The sequence below is a fragment of the Simplicispira sp. 125 genome (genome assembly GCF_003096555.1).
Classification (GTDB): domain Bacteria; phylum Pseudomonadota; class Gammaproteobacteria; order Burkholderiales; family Burkholderiaceae_C; genus Simplicispira.
Genome location: NZ_QEKM01000001.1, coordinates 2,538,493 through 2,558,615, shown reverse-complemented (window position 1 = coordinate 2,558,615; position 20,123 = coordinate 2,538,493). Strand labels below are relative to the sequence as shown.

At 64.3% G+C, this 20,123-nt stretch carries 17 protein-coding genes; 14 read left to right on the top strand and 3 right to left on the bottom strand.

Translation table 11 applies throughout. The annotated features are described in order from the left end of the window. The first annotated feature begins 12 nt into the window (after nucleotides 1–12). The 11 genes from C8D04_RS11935 (at nucleotide 13) to C8D04_RS11885 (ending at nucleotide 14,098) form a co-directional block, all read left to right on the top strand. Complete coding sequence (locus C8D04_RS11935) at nucleotides 13–3,804, top strand: nitrate reductase subunit alpha (RefSeq protein WP_116005047.1); 3,792 nt, start codon at nucleotides 13–15, stop codon at nucleotides 3,802–3,804. A 25-nt stretch (nucleotides 3,805–3,829) separates the two neighbouring features. Beyond that, a complete protein-coding gene (narH, locus tag C8D04_RS11930) occupies nucleotides 3,830–5,353 on the top strand; it encodes a nitrate reductase subunit beta (RefSeq protein ID WP_116005046.1) in 1,524 nt (507 codons plus the stop codon). 9 nt (nucleotides 5,354–5,362) lie between these two features. Then, nucleotides 5,363–6,055, top strand: a complete 693-nt coding sequence (gene narJ / locus C8D04_RS11925; protein WP_116005045.1) for a nitrate reductase molybdenum cofactor assembly chaperone — start codon at nucleotides 5,363–5,365, stop codon at nucleotides 6,053–6,055. Continuing rightward, nucleotides 6,052–6,777: a respiratory nitrate reductase subunit gamma gene (gene narI, locus C8D04_RS11920; protein ID WP_116005044.1), complete on the top strand. Its 726-nt coding sequence runs from the start codon at nucleotides 6,052–6,054 to the stop codon at nucleotides 6,775–6,777. The genes narJ and narI overlap by 4 nt, the downstream gene beginning before the upstream one ends. Before the next feature lie 193 nt (nucleotides 6,778–6,970). Further along, entirely contained in the window at nucleotides 6,971–7,741 is a 771-nt protein-coding gene (locus C8D04_RS11915; protein ID WP_233521255.1) for a peptidylprolyl isomerase, read from the top strand. A 43-nt stretch (nucleotides 7,742–7,784) separates the two neighbouring features. Continuing rightward, on the top strand, nucleotides 7,785–8,465 hold the full coding sequence (locus C8D04_RS11910; protein ID WP_116005042.1) for a carbonic anhydrase: 681 nt from the start codon (nucleotides 7,785–7,787) through the stop codon (nucleotides 8,463–8,465). A gap of 235 nt (nucleotides 8,466–8,700) precedes the next feature. Then, on the top strand, nucleotides 8,701–11,142 hold the full coding sequence (locus C8D04_RS11905) for an adenosylcobalamin-dependent ribonucleoside-diphosphate reductase (protein ID WP_116005041.1): 2,442 nt from the start codon (nucleotides 8,701–8,703) through the stop codon (nucleotides 11,140–11,142). Nucleotides 11,143–11,237: 95 nt separating this feature from the next. Further along, nucleotides 11,238–12,461: an NnrS family protein gene (locus tag C8D04_RS11900; protein WP_116006164.1), complete on the top strand. Its 1,224-nt coding sequence runs from the start codon at nucleotides 11,238–11,240 to the stop codon at nucleotides 12,459–12,461. 9 nt (nucleotides 12,462–12,470) lie between these two features. Continuing rightward, on the top strand, nucleotides 12,471–13,115 hold the full coding sequence (locus C8D04_RS11895) for a nitroreductase (protein ID WP_199562999.1): 645 nt from the start codon (nucleotides 12,471–12,473) through the stop codon (nucleotides 13,113–13,115). 23 nt (nucleotides 13,116–13,138) lie between these two features. Continuing rightward, nucleotides 13,139–13,543: a ribonucleotide reductase subunit alpha gene (locus C8D04_RS11890; protein WP_116005040.1), complete on the top strand. Its 405-nt coding sequence runs from the start codon at nucleotides 13,139–13,141 to the stop codon at nucleotides 13,541–13,543. A gap of 6 nt (nucleotides 13,544–13,549) precedes the next feature. After that, nucleotides 13,550–14,098, top strand: a complete 549-nt coding sequence (locus C8D04_RS11885) for a hemerythrin domain-containing protein (protein WP_116005039.1) — start codon at nucleotides 13,550–13,552, stop codon at nucleotides 14,096–14,098. A 77-nt stretch (nucleotides 14,099–14,175) separates the two neighbouring features. Here the strand turns inward: C8D04_RS11885 and C8D04_RS11880 are convergent, their stop codons facing one another. Then, nucleotides 14,176–14,472, bottom strand: a complete 297-nt coding sequence (locus C8D04_RS11880) for a DUF3567 domain-containing protein (protein ID WP_116005038.1) — start codon at nucleotides 14,470–14,472, stop codon at nucleotides 14,176–14,178. A 113-nt stretch (nucleotides 14,473–14,585) separates the two neighbouring features. Beyond that, nucleotides 14,586–15,722, bottom strand: coding sequence for a DUF3108 domain-containing protein (locus C8D04_RS11875; protein WP_347708422.1), 1,137 nt, complete (start codon nucleotides 15,720–15,722; stop codon nucleotides 14,586–14,588). 175 nt (nucleotides 15,723–15,897) lie between these two features. Here C8D04_RS11875 and C8D04_RS11870 point away from each other — a divergent pair, with 175 nt between their 5' ends. Further along, nucleotides 15,898–16,941 (top strand): fumarylacetoacetate hydrolase family protein, encoded by a 1,044-nt coding sequence (locus tag C8D04_RS11870; protein ID WP_116005037.1) that lies wholly within the window; start codon nucleotides 15,898–15,900, stop codon nucleotides 16,939–16,941. 253 nt (nucleotides 16,942–17,194) lie between these two features. Further along, nucleotides 17,195–17,425, top strand: a complete 231-nt coding sequence (locus tag C8D04_RS11865) for a hexameric tyrosine-coordinated heme protein (protein ID WP_106446443.1) — start codon at nucleotides 17,195–17,197, stop codon at nucleotides 17,423–17,425. 65 nt (nucleotides 17,426–17,490) lie between these two features. Here the strand turns inward: C8D04_RS11865 and C8D04_RS11860 are convergent, their stop codons facing one another. After that, on the bottom strand, nucleotides 17,491–19,614 hold the full coding sequence (locus C8D04_RS11860) for a molybdopterin oxidoreductase family protein (RefSeq protein ID WP_116005036.1): 2,124 nt from the start codon (nucleotides 19,612–19,614) through the stop codon (nucleotides 17,491–17,493). Nucleotides 19,615–19,667: 53 nt separating this feature from the next. On the opposite strand from C8D04_RS11860, the gene C8D04_RS11855 reads away from it, so the two are divergent. Then, on the top strand, nucleotides 19,668–20,090 hold the full coding sequence (locus C8D04_RS11855) for a DUF2946 family protein (RefSeq protein ID WP_116005035.1): 423 nt from the start codon (nucleotides 19,668–19,670) through the stop codon (nucleotides 20,088–20,090). Nucleotides 20,091–20,123 lie beyond the last annotated feature (33 nt).

Sequence of the window (20,123 nt, the reverse complement as noted above, 5' to 3'; positions counted from 1 at the left end):
CAGGAGCCCCCGATGAGTCATTTTCTTGACCGCCTGACGTATTTTTCCCAGCCCAAAGAGTCGTTTTCCGACGGCCATGGCCAGGCCAACGGTGAGGACCGTACCTGGGAAGATGCTTACCGCGACCGGTGGGCGCACGACAAGATCGTGCGCTCCACGCACGGTGTCAACTGCACTGGCTCCTGCTCCTGGAAAATTTATGTCAAGGGCGGTATCGTTACGTGGGAAACGCAGCAGACCGACTACCCGCGTACGCGCCCCGATCTGCCCAACCACGAGCCCCGTGGCTGTGCCCGTGGCGCAAGCTACAGCTGGTACCTGTACAGCGCCAACCGCGTCAAGTACCCCATGGTGCGTGGCCGTCTGCTCAAGCACTGGCGCGCCGCACTGGCCGTGGCCAAAGGCCCGGTAGAAGCCTGGACCAGCATCGTCGAAAATGACGCTGCACGCCGCGAATGGCAAAAGCAGCGGGGCCTGGGAGGTTTCGTGCGCAGCACCTGGGACGAGGTCAACCAGATGATCGCGGCGGCCAACGTCTACACCATCAAGAAGCACGGCCCGGACCGCATCATCGGGTTCTCGCCGATCCCGGCCATGTCCATGATCAGCTACGCCGCAGGCAGTCGCTATCTGAGCCTGATTGGCGGTGTGTGCATGAGCTTCTACGACTGGTATTGCGACTTGCCGCCGTCCAGCCCACAGGTGTGGGGCGAGCAGACGGATGTGCCCGAGTCGGCCGACTGGTACAACTCCACATTCATCATCGCCTGGGGCTCGAACGTGCCGCAGACGCGCACCCCCGATGCCCACTTCTTTACTGAAGTGCGCTACAAGGGCGCCAAAACCGTGGCGGTCACGCCCGACTATTCCGAGGTAGCCAAGCTGGCTGACCTGTGGATGCACCCCAAGCAGGGTACGGATGCCGCCGTGGCCATGGCCATGGGCCATGTGATCCTCAAGGAGTTCTATTTCAACAAGCGTTCGGCGTACTTTGACGACTACGTCCGCCGCTACACCGACCTGCCTCTGCTGGTCGTGTTGAACGAAAAGACCCTGCCCGACGGCCGCAAGGTCTTGGTGCCCGGCCGCTATGTGCGCGCCAGCGACTTCCCGGACCAACTCGGCCAAACCAACAACCCCGACTGGAAGACCGTGGCCTATGGGCTGGACGGCAAGGTGGCCCTGCCCACCGGCTCCATCGGCTTCCGCTGGGGTGACAACGAGCGGCCTGACCTGGGACAGTGGAACCTGGAGAGCAAGGACGCCCGTACGGCCAACGAGACACCCCTCAAGCTATCGGTGATCGAGGATGGTGCACAGGCGCACGAGATTGTCGACGTGGCGTTCCCGTATTTTGGTGGCGTGGCCACGCCCAACTTCACTGCCAATGAACAGCTCGGCGGCGATATCATGCTGCGCCGCGTGCCGGTCTCGCGCCTGGCGCTCGACGGCGACGGTGTTTCGGGCGAGGTCATGGTGGCAACCGTGTTCGACCTGCAGGTGGCCAACTACGGCGTAAACCGTGGTCTGGCGGGCGAAGCGGTGGACGGCGGCTACGACGCCGATGCGCCCTACACCCCGGCCTGGCAGGAAAAAATCACTGGTGTGCCACGTGACCAGATCATCACGATTGCACGCCAGTTTGGCGACAACGCTGACAAGACCCGTGGCAAGAGCATGGTGATCATCGGCGCGGCCATGAACCACTGGTACCACTGCGACATGAACTACCGCGGCATCATCAACATGCTGATGATGTGTGGTTGTATCGGCCAGAGTGGTGGTGGCTGGGCGCACTACGTGGGCCAGGAAAAGCTGCGTCCGCAAACCGGCTGGACGGCATTGGCCTTCGCGCTGGACTGGATTCGTCCTTCGCGCCAGATGAACAGCACCAGTTTCTTCTATGCGCACACCGACCAGTGGCGCTATGAAAAACTGGGCATGGAAGAAATCCTCTCGCCCCTGGCGGATGCCAGTGCGTACCACGGTGCCCAGATCGACTACAACGTGCGCGCCGAGCGCATGGGCTGGTTGCCATCGGCGCCGCAACTGGAGGTCAGCTCCTTGCAGGTCTTCAAGGATGCGCAGGCCCGGGGCATGGACGCCAAGGACTACGTAGCCAAGTCCCTGCAGGATGGGTCGCTCAAGATGAGCTGCGAAGACCCGGATAACCCGGCCAACTGGCCGCGCAACATGTTCGTTTGGCGCTCGAACATCCTGGGTTCCTCGGGCAAGGGACACGAGTACTTCCTCAAGCACCTGCTAGGCACCACCAACGGTGTGCAAGGCAAGGACCTGGGTACGCAGGATGCCAAGCCGGAAGAGGTGCGCTGGCACGCCCAGGCCCCCGAAGGCAAGCTGGATTTGCTGGTCACGTTGGATTTCCGCATGAGTACGACCTGCCTGTATTCGGACATCGTGCTGCCCACGGCCACCTGGTACGAGAAGAACGACCTCAACACCAGCGATATGCACCCCTTCATCCACCCGCTGTCCACGGCGGTGGAGCCCGCCTGGCAGGCGCGCAGCGACTGGGAAATCTATAAGGGCTTTGCCAAGGCCGTGAGCGAAGTCAGCGTGGGCCACCTGGGCGTGGAGAAGGATGTGGTTCTCACACCCATCATGCATGACACGCCTGCGGAAATGGCGCAGCCCTATGGCGTGCGCGACTGGAAGAAGGGCGAAGTCGCCTTTATTCCAGGCAAGACCGCCCCGCAAATCACGGTTGTCGAGCGTGACTATCCGAACCTGTTCAAGCGCTTCACGGCCCTGGGCCCGCTGATGGACAAGGTGGGTAATGGCGGCAAGGGCATTTCCTGGAACACGCAGACAGAGGTGGGCCAGTTGGGCGATCTCAATGGCCGGGTACGCGACGAAGGTGTCACACAGGGTATGCCACGCATCGTGACCGACATCGATGCGACCGAAGTGGTGATGATGCTGGCGCCGGAAACCAACGGCCACGTGGCCTGCAAGGCCTGGGAGGCCCTGGGCAAGCAGACCGGGCGCGACCACGTTCACCTGGCGCTGCACCGCGAGGACGAAAAAATCCGTTTCCGCGACATCCAGGCGCAGCCGCGCAAGATCATCAGCTCACCGACCTGGAGCGGCCTGGAGAGCGAGAAGGTCAGCTACAACGCCGGCTATACCAACGTGCATGAGCTGATTCCATGGCGCACCCTGACGGGCCGTCAGCAGTTCTACCAGGATCACCCATGGATGCGTGACTTTGGCGAGGGTTTCTGCAGCTACCGTCCGCCGGTCAACCTCAAGGCAATGCACGAGGTGCAGGGCAAGATGTCCAACGGCAACACCGAGATTGCCCTGAACTTCATCACGCCGCACCAGAAGTGGGGTATCCACTCAACCTATAGCGACAACCTGCACATGCTCACGCTCAATCGTGGTGGGCCGGTGATCTGGTTGAGCGAGGACGATGCCCGCAGCGCAGGAATCGTGGACAACGACTGGGTGGAGCTGTTCAATTCTAACGGTGCCATTGCAGCACGTGCCGTGGTCAGCCAGCGCGTGAAAAACGGCATGGTGATGATGTACCACGCACAGGAAAAAATCATCAACACCCCCGGTTCGGAAATCACCGGAACCCGTGGTGGTATCCACAACTCGGTGACCCGTATCGTGCTCAAGCCCACGCACATGATCGGCGGCTATGCGCAGTACAGCTACGGTTTCAACTATTACGGAACCATTGGTACCAACCGTGATGAGTTCGTGGTGGTGCGCAAGATGAATCGCGTGGACTGGATGGACGAACCGGCCGAAGCCGCAACGTCCCACGCTTAAGCAGCCCCGCAAGAAGGAGAACACGATGAAAATTCGCGCACAAATCGGCATGGTGCTGAACCTGGACAAGTGCATCGGCTGCCACACCTGCTCGGTCACCTGCAAGAACGTCTGGACCAGCCGACCCGGTGTGGAGTACGCCTGGTTCAACAACGTCGAGACCAAACCCGGTATTGGTTACCCCAAGGAGTGGGAGAACCAGGACAAGTGGAACGGCGGCTGGAACCGCAATGCTGACGGCAGTATCGTGCCGCGCCAGGGGGGCAAGTGGAAGATGCTCATGCGCATCTTTGCCAACCCCAACCTGCCGCAGATTGATGATTACTACGAGCCTTTCACGTTCGACTACGACCACCTGCAGTCGGCGCCCGAGATGAAGGCGCCGCCGACGGCCCGCCCGCGCAGCCTGATCACCGGCCAGCGCATGGAAAAGATCGAATGGGGCCCGAACTGGGAGGAACTGCTGGGCGGCGAGTTCAGCAAGCGCAACATCGATCGCAACTTCGACAATGTGCAAAAGGACATCTACGGGCAGTTCGAAAACACCTTCATGATGTACCTGCCGCGTCTGTGCGAGCACTGCCTGAACCCGGCCTGCGTGGCGTCGTGCCCTTCCGGCTCGATTTACAAGCGCGAGGAAGACGGCATCGTCCTGATCGACCAGGACAAATGCCGCGGCTGGCGCATGTGCATCTCAGGCTGCCCCTACAAGAAGATTTACTACAACTGGCAAACCGGCAAGGCCGAGAAGTGCATCTTCTGCTACCCGCGCATCGAAGCCGGTCAGCCCACGGTGTGCTCGGAAACCTGCGTGGGCCGTATCCGCTACCTGGGCGTGCTGCTGTACGACGCAGACCGTATCCAGGAAGCCGCCAGTGTGGAGCGCGACCGCGATCTGTACCAGGCCCAACTCGACATTTTCCTCGACCCCAACGACCCCGAAGTCATCAAGCAGGCCCGGATCGACGGCATCCCCGACAACTGGATGGACGCCGCACGCAACAGCCCGGTCTACAAGATGGCGGTGGAATGGAAGGTCGCCCTGCCGCTGCACCCGGAGTACCGCACGCTGCCCATGGTCTGGTATGTCCCGCCGCTCTCGCCGATTACAGCGGCGGCCAATGCGGGGCAGGTCAGCACCAATGGCGAAATTCCGGACGTGTCGCAACTGCGCATTCCCGTGCAGTACCTCGCCAACCTGCTCACCGCGGGCGATACCGCTCCTGTGGTGCGCGCGCTGGAGCGCATGTTGGCCATGCGGACCTACCAGCGCGAAAAGCATGTGGAGCAGCGCCAGAACCTGTCGGTGCTCAAACAGGTCGGTCTGACGCTGCACGAAGCCGAAGACATGTACCAGATCATGGCGATTGCGAATTATGAAGACCGTTTCGTCATCCCCACGACGCACCGCGAGTATGCGGAAAACGCCTTCGATATTCGGGGTGGTTGCGGTTTTTCGTTCGGCAATGGCTGCTCGGACGGCGCCAGCGAAGTCAGTCTGTTTGGCGGCAAGAAGCCGCGCACCATCCCGATCAAGGCCACCGTCTGAGGAGCCGCCATGTTCAAGAAAAAACCGGAGTCCTTGCGTCTGACGCTGCGGGCGCTGGCGCATTTGCTGAGTTACCCCGACGCAGAGTTGCGCGCGGAAATGCAGCAACTGGCCGATGCCTTGCAGGTGGAACAGGCGCTCAAGACGGACCGCCTGGCCGAGTTGGTGGCCCTGTGCCGCCAGCTCGCTACATCCGACCCGATGGAGGCAGAGTCCCGCTATGTCGAGACCTTCGACCGTGGGCGCTCGTCATCACTGCACTTGTTTGAACACGTGCATGGCGACTCGCGCGACCGGGGCCCAGCCCTCATCGATCTGCTGCAAACCTATGAGCGCGCCGGCCTGCAGTTCAGTGCCCCTGAGCTGCCCGACCACCTTCCGGTGGTGCTGGAGTTTGCTTCGACGCAGCCGCCCGAGGTGGCATGCGGATTCTTGGGCGAAATGGCCCATATCCTGACCTCGCTTTTTAGTGCACTGGTGGCGCGTGGGAGTCCCTACGCCAGCGTGATTGGCGCCATCCTCGAGATCGCCGGGCAGCCGGCGCAGGCCGTGCCCGTTCCGGAAGAGCCCGAGATCGATGATTCCTGGGATGAGCCCGTCGCCTTTGACGGTTGCAGCACCCGTGGCCAAGCCAAGCCTGGTCAGCCGCAACCCCTGCATTTTGTCCGTAATCCCCGTGCACCAGAAGGAGCGCCCCTATGACCGCCTGGCTTGATACCCTGCTGTTTGGCATCTATCCCTATATTTGCCTGGCTGTGTTCTTCATTGGCAGCCTGATCCGTTTTGACCGCGACCAGTACACCTGGAAAAGCGATTCCTCGCAGTTGCTGCGCACCGGCAGCCTGCGCTGGGGCAGCAACCTGTTCCACATCGGCGTGCTGTTCCTGTTCTTCGGGCATTTCGTCGGCATGCTCACGCCGCACTTCATCTATGAGCATTTCATCGGTGCGGGCGCCAAGCAACTGATGGCGATGGTCAGCGGCGGCATTGCCGGCGTTCTGGGCATCATCGGCCTGTCGCTCCTGCTGCATCGCCGCCTGACGGATCCCCGGATCCGTGCGACCTCCAAGACCAGCGACATCGTGCTGCTGTGGCTGTTGTGGGTTCAGCTGGCCCTCGGTCTGGCCACCATTCCGCTGTCGGCGCAGCATCTGGATGGCTCCATGATGATGCGCCTGGCCGAATGGGGGCAGCGCATCGTCACCTTCCGCACGGGCGGTGTGGAGCTGTTGGCAGGAGCCGGCTGGGTCTTCAAGGCCCACATGTTCCTGGGCATGACTGTGTTTCTGATCTTCCCGTTTACCCGCCTGGTGCACGTGTGGAGCGGATTTGGCACGCTGGCCTACGTGCTGCGCCCTTACCAGTTGGTGCGTGCACGCCGTTTGAATCTTCCCGCAGGGCACAACCAGCCTGCGGCCAAGTAATCGATCTTGAGCGACTCTTGAGGAGAAACCCATGAGTGGATGTGGATCAGGCGGTTGCGGCTGTGCAACCACCGCCCCTGAAAAAACCAACCCGCTGACACCCGAGCAGCAGGTCGCCTACGACGCATTGGTGAGCAGTTTGGCGGCTGCGGCCCCTCTGGCCGAGCCTGCGGCGGCGACCCGTGTGGAGCCCATGGGCCATGGGCCCGTTGCGCGGGTCAATGGCGTGAGCTTGCATGAGGCAGGCCAGTTGATCGACCCCGAAATGCTGCGCCAGCGCGCCTGCACCGAGCTTCTGCGCCAGGCTGCACAGGAGGCGGGCTTGCTGTCTGCACAAGACCTGCCCGCGACCGATGGCACCACCAGCGAGGCCGCGGCAGCGGCCATCGAGCAGTTGCTGGAACGCGAGCTGCAGGTGCCCGATCCTTCCGAGGAAGCCTGCCGCCGCTACCACGAAGCCCATCCTGGTGCCCATGTGCAGGGAGAGCGCGTGCAATTGCGGCACGTGTTGTTTGCCGTCACGCCTGGCGTTGATGTCAAGCAACTGCGCTTGCGTGCCGAAGCGCTGCTGCTGGAGCTGCGCTGTGCCGACGATGGCGGAGCTACCTTCCAAACGGCTGCGCAGAAGTGGTCCAACTGCCCCAGCGGAGCGCAAGGCGGTGAGCTGGGCTGGCTGACGCGCGCCGACTGTGCGCCCGAGTTTGCACGGGAGGTTTTTGGCGGTGTCGAGATTGGCGTGCTGTCCCGTTTGGTGCACAGTCGTTTCGGCCTGCATGTCGTGGAAGTGGTCGCGCGCGAGGCGGGCGAGCAGCCTTCGTTCGAGCAGGTTCGGGGTGCTGTGGCGCTGTCCCTGCGCCAGCAGACCTGGATGAATGCCTTGCGCCAGTACCTGCAATTGCTTGCCGGTGCGGCCACGCTGGAAGGCGTGGATATCGAAGGCGCAGACACGCCACTGGTTCAATGAGTGGGTCGCCCGCCCGGCTTTGCCGGCGGGCAGAAAGCCGGCCATGCCCGATGACGATCTATTGGAGCGCCTGCGTAGCTTTAACCAGGACGCCTTTCCGCAGTACCGGCAGCAGTTCAAAACCCTCGTCGATGAGGGGCAGCATCCGACCACGCTTTTCATAGGCTGTTCGGATTCCCGCTTGGTACCGCATCTGCTGACGGGTGCGGGGCCGGGAGAGCTGTTCCTGGTGCGCAATGTGGGGGCGTTTGTGCCGCCCTACGACGGATCGTATGGCCTGCATGGAACCGCTGCCGCCATTGAGTTCGCGGTGTTGAGTCTGGAGGTGAGCCGTATCATTGTGTGCGGGCACAGCCATTGCGGGGCCATCAAGGCCATCTATGGAGAGGTTCCCGCCGAAGCGCACAACCTGCGGCGTTGGCTTGATCTTGGACGCAAGGCGGCACTGCCGGTGGTGCCCGGCCCCGAGGCCCTTCGCCGCACCGAACAGCGCGCGGTGGTGCTGCAACTCGAACGTCTGATGGACTACCCCATGGTGCACAGGCGAATCCAGGACGGGAGCATTACCTTGCACGGCTGGCATTACGTGATCGAAGACGGCGAAGTGCATGTCTTCGATGTGCAGACCGGGGGGTTTGTTGCCGCTTCGGTGGCCACCACCTGTGGCACGGGCCCCTATCACCCCTACGTGGAACACGATGGTCAGGTGTTGGGCGATGAATAGCCCGGATGCCGGGCTGGGGTATCGGAGTCGTAACAATAATTTACACTTGGCGCAGAACAAGGCTGGACGCCAGATGGGCGCAGGCGGCAGGTAAACCCCTGACGGTCTGCTGGAATCAAGGCGCTACACTGCCGACTGACTGGCACCCGGCCGATCCGGCTTGGGCCTGCCGCACCTCCGAGCCGCGTGGCTACAGCGAGGTCTTGTCTCCAGCAATATCTACGGGATTGGCACCATGAAGCGAGAAAACCTGGGTCGTGCACACGATCTGACGGCAACCCAACCCATCAGCCTGGATGTGTTGAAGGAAAAATACCTCAAGGCGGGTGAAACCAGCGCCGAAGACCTCTTTCGCCGCGTGGCGCGCGCGCTAGCGTCGGTAGAAGCCGAGGCCGACCGCGAAAAATACGAGGGCTTGTTCCTCGCCAACATGCATGCCGGTGCCATTGGTGCCGGGCGCATCATGAGTGCTGCCGGTACCGACATCCAGGCGACGCTCATCAACTGCTTTGTTCAGCCCGTGGGCGATTGCATCCAGGGCATGGACGACGAAGGTTTTCCCGGCATCTACGAGGCCTTGCGCGAAGCGGCCGAAACCATGCGCCGGGGCGGTGGCGTGGGCTATGACTTCTCACGCATTCGTCCCCGCGGTGCCGAGGTCAAAGGCACGCACTCGATGGCCTCGGGCCCGTGTAGTTATATCAATGTGTTTGATCAGTCATGCTCCACCGTCGAGAGCGCGGGCGCGCGCCGTGGCGCGCAGATGGGCGTGCTGCGCATCGACCATCCCGATGTGCTCGATTTCATCACCGCCAAGCGCACGCCGGGCCGATGGAACAACTTCAATGTGTCGGTGGGTGTGAGCGATGCTTTCATCCAGGCAGTGCAGGACGACCGGCCTTGGGAGCTGGTGCACAAGTCCCGTCCGGGCATTACCGTGATGGAGCAGGGGGCCTACCAGCGCGCCGACGGTCTGTGGGTGTACCAGAGCCTGCCCGCGCGCGAGCTGTGGGACACCATCATGAAGTCCACCTACGACTTCGCCGAGCCGGGCATCCTGTTCCTGGACCACATCAACCAGGACAACAACCTGCGTTACTGCGAGAAGATCGCCGCCACCAACCCCTGCGGCGAGCAGCCTTTGCCGTCCTACGGCTGCTGCGACCTCGGCCCCATCATCTTGACGCGGTTCGTGCGCAACCCCTTCGGTTTTGACGGTGCTGCCGCTTTTGATTTCGAATCGTTTGCGAAATCGGTCGCGCTGCAGGTGCGTGCGCTCGACAACGTGCTCGACGTGACTTTCTGGCCGCTGCCGCAGCAGGACGCCGAGGCCAAGGCCAAGCGCCGTATTGGCGTGGGTTTTACCGGCATGGGCAATACCCTGGCCATGCTGTGCCTGCGCTACGACAGCGATGAGGGGCGCACCATGGCTGCACGCATCGCCGAGCACATGCGCGATTGCGCCTATGCCGCATCGGTGGAGCTGGCACGCGAGAAGGGTGCCTTTCCCCAGTTCAACGCCGACGGCTATTTGGCCGAAGGTACCTTCGCCAGCCGTCTGCCCGCGGCGCTGAAGAAACAGATCCGTACGCACGGCATCCGCAACAGCCACCTGTTGTCGATCGCCCCGACCGGCACTGTGAGCCTGGCCTTTGCCGACAATGCGTCGAACGGCATCGAGCCACCGTTTTCCTGGATGTACAAGCGCAAGAAGCGCGAGGCCGACGGCAGCATGGCCGAGTACGCGGTGGAAGACCACTCCTGGCGCCTGTACCGCGAGCTGGGCGGCGACGTCAACAAGCTGCCCGAGTACTTTGTCTCGGCGCTGGAGATGTCGGCACAGGACCACATCGCCATGATGAAGGTTGTGCAGCCTTTCGTGGACACGGCCATCTCCAAGACGGTCAACATCCCGGCCGACTATCCCTACGAAGATTTCAAGGGGCTGTATTTGCAGGCCTGGCGTGCGCGCCTCAAGGGTCTGGCTACCTACCGCCCGAACAGCATTCTGGGCTCCGTGCTCGAAGTGCACTCGGCGCCGCAGGCCGACCATTCACCAGCCGCTGCGCTCGACGCGCCGCCGGTCGACCCCATGCGAACGGTGATTGAAAGCCGTCCCAAGGGCGCCCTTTCGGCCGTGGCCGAGAAGGTGGACTACTGGACTCAGGAAGGCCAGAAGCGCCTGTACCTCATCGTCTCGTTCTTGCCGGTTCCCAATGCCGAGGGCACCGGTACGGTCGACCGTGCCATCGAATTTTTCATGCCCGTGGGCCAGAGTGGCGAATCGCAGCAATGGGTCACGTCGAGCATGCGTCTGCTGTCGCTGGCCGCACGCGGCGGTTTCCTGGAACGTGCGCTCTCCGACATGCGCAAGGTCGCCTGGGACCGTGGCCCCGTGCGCCTGGGGACGCACCAGAAGGACGACGGCACGCAGGTGCCCAAGTGGCATGACTCCGAAGTGGCCGCGATTGCCTACGCCATCCAGAACATCCTGGCCCGCCGTGCACGACAGCACGGCCCTGTTGTGCAGGAGTCGGTGCAGGGCGATGCGCCGCTGGCCGCCATGCCCCCTGTCATGGCCGGCAAGAAGTGTTCAGAGTGTGGCGCCCATGCCATGATCCGCAAGGACGGTTGCGACTATTGCACCCAGTGCGGCCACCTGGGAACCTGTGGGTGAGTGAGCGGCCGGTCATTCCGGTGCGGCCCGTTGCGGGCAAACCCTCCGCCGAAGCAGTGGCGCAGCAAGATCGGCTCTGGCGTTGGCGTTACTTGATGCTCGCACCGCACCGGCTGGGGTTCTTCCTGGCTATGGTGCTGCTGGTGGCTTCGGGCGCATGGTGGACGCTGGTACAGGTCTCTCGTGTCTCTTCTTGGCCAACGCTGGCCTACCCGCTCTCTCCCTCGGTGGTGCATGCGGCCGCCATGGTGTTCGGTTTCATTCCGCTGTTTTTTTCCGGCTTTCTTTTTACCGCCGGGCCCAAATGGCTAGGCGTTGAGCCCTGGCCGACGCGCACCCTGCGCGCTCCTTTGGTGTTGCAGGCAGTGGGTTGGCTGACCTGGCTGGCTGGCGCGCACCTGTCGGCCGCGGTGTGCCTGCTGGGCGCGGCGCTGGCGTGGTTGGGGCTGACCTCCATGGGTGTGCTGTTCTGGCGTCTGGTGCTGCGCAGCCGGGCCGAAGACCAGGTCCATGCACGGGCGATTGGCGTGGCCACGATCGTCGGCAGCTTGAGCCTGCTGGGCCTGTGTGCCAGCCTTGTGTGGGACGCCCAGGACACCGCACGGGTATTCGTTCTGACCGGGTTGTGGGGCTTTGTGCTGGTGGTGTACGTCACCGTAGCGCACCGCATGATTCCGTTTTTCACCTCCAGCGCGATGCCGCTGGTGACGGTGTTCCGCCCGCTCTGGCTGTTGTGGCTGATGCTGGGGGCCGCGGCCTTTGAAGCAGCCGCCGTCTGGGTGGAATTTGAAGGGCCGCTGCGCGGCCCCGTGGCGCCCGTCTGGATGCTGCTGCGCGGCGTGCTGGAGCTGGGCGTGGGCGCTGTGCTGTTGTGGTTGGCCGGGGTGTGGGGGCTGGTGCAAAGTCTCAAGAACCGTCTGCTGGCCATGCTGCACATTGGTTTTCTCTGGTTGGGCCTGTCCTTTGTGCTGGCCGGTGCTTCCCAGTTGCTGGGGCTGGTGCAAGACACGCCTTTCCTCGGCCTGGGGGCGCTGCATGCCCTCACCATGGGGTGCCTGGCGTCGCTGATGCTGGCCATGGTCACCCGTGTTTCGTGTGGACACAGTGGGCGCGCCCTGGTGGCCGACCGCATTGCCTGGTCCTTGTTCTGGGTGTTGCAGGCGGCCACCGTGCTGCGTATCGTGGCAACCCTGCCGACGGCTTTCTCGGGCAGCCTGCTGCTGGTTGCAGCGCTGCTGTGGACGGGGACCATGGGCGTTTGGGGCGTGCGGCTGGGCATCTGGTATGGGCGCTTGCGCGTGGATGGGCGTCCGGGCTGAGGCCGCACGATGGAAAAACAGGCCTTCACGCAAGCAATGCCGTTTTCGGCAGATTTCGCCGCCATGGCGGCGACGCTCATGCAGGCGCGGCAGACGATTTTGCCCAAGCGGCTGGGCGATCCAGGGCCCGATGCGCAGCAGCTCGACCGTATCGTGGCTGCGGCAGCGCATGCGCCCGACCACGGCCAGTTGCTGCCCTGGCGATTTGTGCTGGTGCCACAGGCGCAGCGCACATTTTTGGCGGATGTTTTTGCCGATGCCTTGCAGGAGCGCGATGCGATGGCCTTGCCCGAACAGTTGGAGCAGGCGCGCGAAAAGGCGTTCCGATCGCCTGTGCTGCTGCTGGCCGTGGTGGATGGCCAACGTGGTGATCCCGAGGTGGATCTGTACGAGCGCCTCATCTCCACCGGCTGCGCCCTGCAGAACATGCTGCTGATGGCCACTGCGCTGGGCTTTGGGTCTGCGCTGACGAGCGGCAAAGCGCTCAAGTCAACGGCTTTACGCCGACTTTTCGGCCTGCAGGAGAGCGAGCATGCCCTGTGCTTCGTCAGCCTGGGGACGGTACTCTCGCGCAAGAGCGCGCGGGTTCGGCCGAGCCCAGCCGACTATGTGCGCACACTGGGCGATCCCCCGCCTGCTAGTGCGGCCCGCTGATTTTTTGGATACCTGGAGTGACCATGGAAATTGCAAGTTTTGATGACCTGTTGCACGCGGCCCGTGCGCAGCCCGAACCCCAGCGGCTGTTGTTTGTTTTTGCCGGTGTGGAACTGCCCGACGACGCCACTCCCGCCCAGCGCGAACGCTTTGCCGCAGGGCAAGGGGGCGCGCTGGTGCCCATGATGTGCGTGGACAAGCGCCCCGAGGAGATTGCCTCCTTCCAGGCGCTGGCCGAAGAGTCTGGCCAGTTCGGGCACGAATGGGCCATGGTGTTCGTTGCCGCCATGTCCGGCACGCTGGACAAGGCGCCCACCAGCGAAGAGGCTGAAGCCCCCCTGCAGCGCATGGTGGACTCCATCAAGCAGGGCGCGCACAGCGCCTTTATCCCGTTCAACCGGCAGGGTGAGCCGGTGCGCTTTGGTTAAGCCACCATGGCCAGCACAGTGCACCTGCCTGGCTTTGGCGCAGCCGCCGTCGGGTTTGATACGCCGTTTGAAATGCTCGAAGCCTGCCACGAGCGCGTGCAGCGCTCGCTGGACTTGCTGCAGCGCCTGACCGACTACCTGCACACCCATGCGTGTGACGACTCGGCCCGCCAGGCTGCGCGCGACGTGCTGCGCTACTTCGACATCGCGGCCCCCTTGCACCATGAGGACGAAGAACTCCACGTCTTTCCCCTGTTGCTGGAACGCGGCACCGCCGAGGTCGCTGCGATCGTGCGGCAGCTACAGGGCGATCACGTTCGCATGGAGACCCACTGGAAGGCTGCGCGCGGGCTTTTGCAGGCGCTTGCTCAGGGTGAAATTGAATGCTGGAGCGTGCAGGACGAAGCCGTGCTGGCCCGGTTTGCGCAGGGTTACGACGCCCACATCCGCAGCGAGGAAGACGTGGTGTACCCGGCTGCCCGTGCGCTGCTGGCACCGAATGCCTTGCAGGCCATGGGGCAGGAAATGCGCCTACGCCGCGGTGCTGCGGCGTAGGTTGCTACTGAATAAATAGCTGCTGACGCTTGTCAGTAGGGCGTTTGGGCCTGTTTTTGCCTAAAATCCACGGACATTCAATGCACCACCACCGGGTTCTGGGCCAGGCCGGTGTAGCTGTCGAGCGTGTCTTCCACCTCCTCCTGGGTGGGGGCGTCGCGTTGCCAGGCGATGATTTGCTGCTGGAACATCTCGGCCCAGGAGCCGTCCAGGTACACCTCTTTGCCTGAGCGCTTGTCCACGATCTCAAAGCCGTGGCGTGCCAGTTGCGGCGGCGTCGGTACGGCGTCCTGGGTTGAGTGGGCGTGGGGTGCAATGGCGTCGGGCAGCATGTGCACCACTACAAAAGATTCCGAGTCGTAGAGCATGTGCATGGTGTGGGTCTCCCTGGTCTGAGTCCTTGTCAGATGGCCGCAGTGGCGGCAAGTTCAAGGCCTGTATGTCTACCGGGCCCAGTATTCCACGAAAACCAGGGATCTGCTGCCGATCAGGGCGCAGCGCGTTCGCGCAGGCTCAGCTCGGCATAGTCGCCGTTGGACTGCGTGATGCGGATGCGCACCGGCAGGTAGCCCAGTTCCGGCGCCAGCCAGAGCTGGGCTTTCTGGTCGTAGTCGCGCCGCGGCAGGCGCTGCAGCGGCACCGCGCGGATGTGGCCCATGGGCAGGTCAAGCTGCTCCGTTTCGCCCACGGTAAACACCCAGGTGTCGGCGGCGCGCGCGCTGACCGTGGGGATGCTGATCTGCGTGCCCGCTGGGTAATGCTCAGGGGCGGCGGCGAGCATGGCGCCCAGTTGCACGAAAACGCTGAGCCGGTCCTGGGCGCCCGGCGCAATGGGCGCTGAAGGCGTGTTGGCGCTGAAGCTCACCTGACCCTGGGCAAAGTCGAAGTGCGCGGCCTTTTCGCTGCGCGAGCGGTCGCCAAAGCGCCGGGGCTGCAAGCCCAAGGGTGTGAGCTCGCCCACGCTGGTCTGCGACCGCGAACCCAGAAACAGCACGCTGATCTCCTGGCGCGCCTGGTATTGCTGGCCGTCGTGCTGCCACACCAGTTCGGCCCTGGCGCTGTACTGGAAACCCTTGGCCTGGCCCGTGACATCGAACCCCAGGCGCGCCGGTGCGGGCAATAGCACCGGGGCAGGCTGGGTGCTTCCCGGGGCGTCGTCCGCACCGGGGGGCGCAATGGCGATGGCACTACCGGGTGCAGCCTTGGCAGCGGGCGCTTCGTCGGCGGGTGCGCTGGCTGCGGCAGCAGCCGGGGTTGCCACGGCTTCCTCGTGGGGCATGCCGGGCGTTTCAAGGTCTGCCGCTGCAACGACCTCGGGGCTTTCCAGTGCCGTGGAGGGGGGCGGCGGCAGGCTTGTCTCTTTCGCATCGGCAGAGGCGGGTCGCGGGGTCGCGGGGCGTGGTTTTTTACGCACGGCGCGCACGGCGGTCTTGGTCGTCTGTGCGGTGGTCTCAACTGCGGCCGGTGCCGCAACGGGAGCGGGCGCAGCAATGGTGCGCGTCATAAAACGCGGAATGGGGGCCGCCTGGCTGGCGCCCCAGTCGGGCAGTGCAACGCCCAGTACCAGGGCGTGCAGCGCCAGCACCAGGGCGAAAATGGTCAGCAGGGAGCGGCGCGGAATCATGGGCAATGCATCGAAAGAACAGGCCAAAGGTTAACCCACGCCCCCGGGCATCGCCCGGACACGGCGCGTATGCGCCCTCGCTGCAGCGGGACATGCGGCGCCCGCTCTGTCCTAGAATGCGCCGTCTGCAACCCGGTGCCCTGGCGCCGCCGCCTTCTTCCACGAACACTCCGCCATGAAACTTGCCACCTTGCAGGACGGTTCTCGCGATGGCCAGTTGGTACTCGTCTCGCGCGACCTGGGCATGGCCCACTACGCCACCGGCATCGCCAGCCGCCTGCAGCAGGTGCTGGACGACTGGGGTTTTTACGCACCGCAGTTGCAGGACCTGTACGACAGCCTGAACGCGGGCCGCGCACGCCACGCCTTTCCTTTTGACCCCCGCCACTGCATGGCGCCCCTGCCGCGCGCCTACCAGTGCCTGCAGGGCAACGCCTACCTGCACGCCACTGAACTGGAATGCAAGGTCCGCAACGTGGAGATGCCCGCCAGCCTGCGCCGTGAGCCGCAGCTGCAACAGGCCGTCAGCGATGCCAGCCTGGGCCCGTGTCACGACATCGTCGTTCCCAGCGCCGCCATGGGCATCGACTTTGGTGCGGGCCTGGCCGTGGTCACGGGCGATGTCGAGCGCGGCTGCACGCCCGCGCAGGCGCTCGATGGCATCCGCCTGCTGATGTTGGCCAACACCGTGTCGCTGCGTGCGCTGGAAACCATCGAGAGCGAGCGTGGCCAGGCGCCGCTGCTCAGCCGCCCCGCCATTTCTTTCAGCCCTGTGGCCGTTACGCTCGACGAGCTGGGCGCTGCCTGGGACCAGGGCAGGGTGCATCTCACGCTGCAGACCACCTGGAACGGCCGCAAGGTGGGTTTGTGCGATGCCGGGCCGGAGATGGGTTTTCACTTCGGCCAGCTCATTGCCCAGGCCTGCACCACGCGTCTGCTGCGCGCGGGCAGCATTGTCTGCAGCGGCCCGGTCAGCAACCCCGCCGTGCAGGCCGCCAAAGGCCGCAACGATTGGCCCCGGGGCTACAGCAGTATTGCCGATAAACGCACGATGGAAACCTTGCAGGACGGCAAGGCCGCTACCCCTTTCATGCAGGAGGGCGACACCATCCGCATCGAGATGAAGGGGCGCGATGGCCACAGCCTGTGCGGCGCCATCGATCAGAACGTTGTGGTGTCGCCCGAACGCATTGCGGCAGGAACGCGGGACGCATGCTGAGAGGCCTTCGGCGCCGCTGTTGGCGTCCTGCAAAAATTCAAGCGAAATAAGGCTTGAACGCTTTCCCAGCCAGCGCAAGCAGCTCCTGAAAACGGAGTGCGCTAGAGCGATAAACGCTTTCGCAAAGGGGGCTTGTATCGGTTGAGCGCGGGTGGCGTACGCCGCGCGCTACAGTCCAGCGTCGATCAGAACAGGATCGTTTCCATGTTCCACGTCGGCATTCTGTCCCCACGATCTTCTCAAGGAGAAAAACATGGCCGATACCTGGTTGCCCTCGCTCATCACCGCCACGCCGCAAGAAGGCTTTGAACTGGCCATCACGCTCAGCCGCCGTGGCGTGAAGTACACCCAGCCCGACATGGAGACGCTCAAGCAGCTGCGCCCCGAGTACGCCCAGTCGGCCGACGGTCTGACGGCCGCTTCGCAGGTGATTGCCATCAACTTCCAGACTGTTTCGGCCGCCAACAACTACTGGCGTGGTTGAGTCGATCGCCTGGAAAAATATGAAAAAATGGCTCTGGCGCTTATTGGGTAAGCGCTAGCAGCTATTTAATTGATAGTATTTTGGGGCGCTGTGTCGCGCTCCACTTCCACCAGGCAATCGTAGAAGGTCGGGCCGCGCCCCAGGTCGGTCAGCGCCTGGCTGGTGAGCTGGTTCACGTTGGTGCCGTCCAGCCCCATCTTGCGCCACCAGATGCCCAGGCCATTGACCACACCGGGCCGGGCGCGCTCGCTCACCGTGGCGTGGCAGCGGTAGCTGCCCCGGTCGTTGAACACGCGCACCACGCTGCCCTCGTGAATGCCGCGCGCGGCGGCGTCTTCGGGGTGGATCTCCAGCAGGGGGCGCTTCTCGATGCCCTGCAGGCTGGGTACGTTCACGAAGGTGGAATTGAGAAAGTTGCGCGCGGGCGGTGAGATCATCGCCAGCGGGTACTGTGTTGATGTGCCCGCAGCCTCGTGGTTGGGCACATGGTCCGGCAGTCCGTCCAGGCCCTGTGCGGCCAGGCGTTCGCTGAAGAATTCGCAGCGGCCCGAAGACGTGGGAAAGCCGCCTTCGGCAAACGGCGCGTCCGGCCCGCCCAGCGGGGCGAAGCCCTGCGCCAGCAACCGGTTGAAATCTACCTGGGCGCCGTAGGCCTGGCGGCACAGGTCTTCGTCGCTGTCGGCGAAGCACGGCTCGGTGAAACCCATGTGCGCCGCCAGGTCGCGGAAGATGTGCGCGTTGCTGCGGGCCTGGCCTTGCGGAGCAATGGCCGGCTGGTTCAGCAGCACGTCGGTGTGGCCGTAGGCCAGGTGCACGTCCCAGTGTTCGAGCTGCGTGGTGGCGGGCAGGAGGTAGTCGGCGTAGTCGGCGGTGTCGGTCTGGAAATGCTCCAGCACCACGGTGAACAGGTCTTCGCGCGCAAAGCCCTGCACCACCTTGCCCGACTCGGGCGCCACGGCCACGGGGTTGCTGTTGTAGACCACCAGCGCCTCGATCTTCGGGCCGAAGGCGGGCGAGGCTGTGCGCAGCAGGTCATCGCCAATCGTCACCATGTTGATGGTGCGCGGGCTGCGGCCGGCCAGCAAATCTGGGCGCTGCAGCGCGGCGCGGTCCACGGGAAAACTGCCGGAGCTCGACAGCAGCACGCCGCCCGCGCGGTGGCGCCAGGCGCCCGTGAGTGCGGGCAGGCAGGCCACGGCGCGCACCGCGTTGGCGCCGCCGTGCACGCGCTGCATGCCGTAGTTCAGGCGGATGGCGGCGGGCCGCGTGGTGCCCCAGTCTCGGGCGAGCTGGCGGATCTGCTCCACCGGCACGCCGCACACCTGCGCGGCGCGCTCGGGCGGCCATTGCAGGGCGCGTTCGCGCAGCAGCTCCCAGCCCACGGTGTGGCGGGCGATGTAGTCGTGGTCGAGCCAGTCGTGCGTGATGAGCTCGTGCATCAGCGCCAGTGCCAGCGCCGCGTCGGTGCCGGGCAGGAGCTGGATGTGCTCCTGGCATTTCTCGGCGGTTTCGCTCTTGCGCGGGTCGATGCACACCAGCTTGGCGCCGCCCCGCTTGGCCTGCTGGGCGATGCGCCAGAAATGCAGGTTGCTGCCAATCGAGTTGCTGCCCCAGATGAGGATGAGCTTGGCCTCGGCGAAGAACTCCACCTTCATGCCCACCTTGCTGCCCAGCGTGTGCACCAGGCCCTCGCCACCCGCCGTGGCGCAGATGGTGCGGTCGAGGAACGAGGCGCCCAGGCGGTGGAAGAAGCGCCGGTCCATGCTCTCGCCCTGCACCAGGCCCATGGTGCCGGCGTAGCTGTAGGGCTGGATGGCCTGCGGGTCGCGCGCGGCGATCGCGCCGAGGCGCGCGGCGATGTCAGAAAGTGCCTCGTCCCAGCCCACGGGCGTGAACTGCCCGCTGCCCTTGGGGCCGCTGCGTTTGAGGGGCGTGAGGATGCGCTCCGCATGGTAGGTGCGCTCGGGGTATTTGGAGACCTTGGCGCACAGCACGCCGCCCGTCTGCGCGTGCGCGGGGTTGCCTTGCACACGCACGGCCATGCCGTTCTCCACCGTGGTGAGCAGGGCGCAGGTGTCGGGGCAGTCGTGCGGGCAGGCGCCGCGCACCTGCCGGGACGGTGTGATGGGGGCGATGTTTTCGCTGGCGGTCGCAGGGGCCGGGGCGGCGGGGGCTTGCACGAGGGTCATGGCGCCATGGTAATGATTCTCGTCCTGGGCCGTAGAATCCCGGGGCTTTCCCCATGACTTCCCGCCTCCACGCCGCTCCCCCTGTGCACTTTGCGCTGCTGCGCCGTGCGGTGTGGTTGTGGCTGGCCGTGTTGCTGGCGGTGTTTGGTGCGCTGGGCTCGACCGTATCGCACGCGCTGGCGCCCAACCGCACGCCGGTGGGCATGGAGATTTGCACCAGCATGGGCATGCAGTGGGTGGATGCGTCGGGTGCATTGGATGCGTCCTCGGGGCAACCGCTGACGGAAATGCCGGTGGACTGCCCGATGTGCCTGCTCTGTGCCGATCGCCTGGCACCCGTGCCCGCATCGTCGCCCTGGAGCCTGCAACGGGCTGCGCTGGGCGCTGCTCCCTTGCCGTCCTACACACCCGTGGCCGCACTCGCGGCGGGCCGGGTCACTGTGCCGCCGCCGCGTGGCCCGCCTGTGCTGTCCTGAACTATCGTTTTTATAGCTGCTTGCGCTCATAAA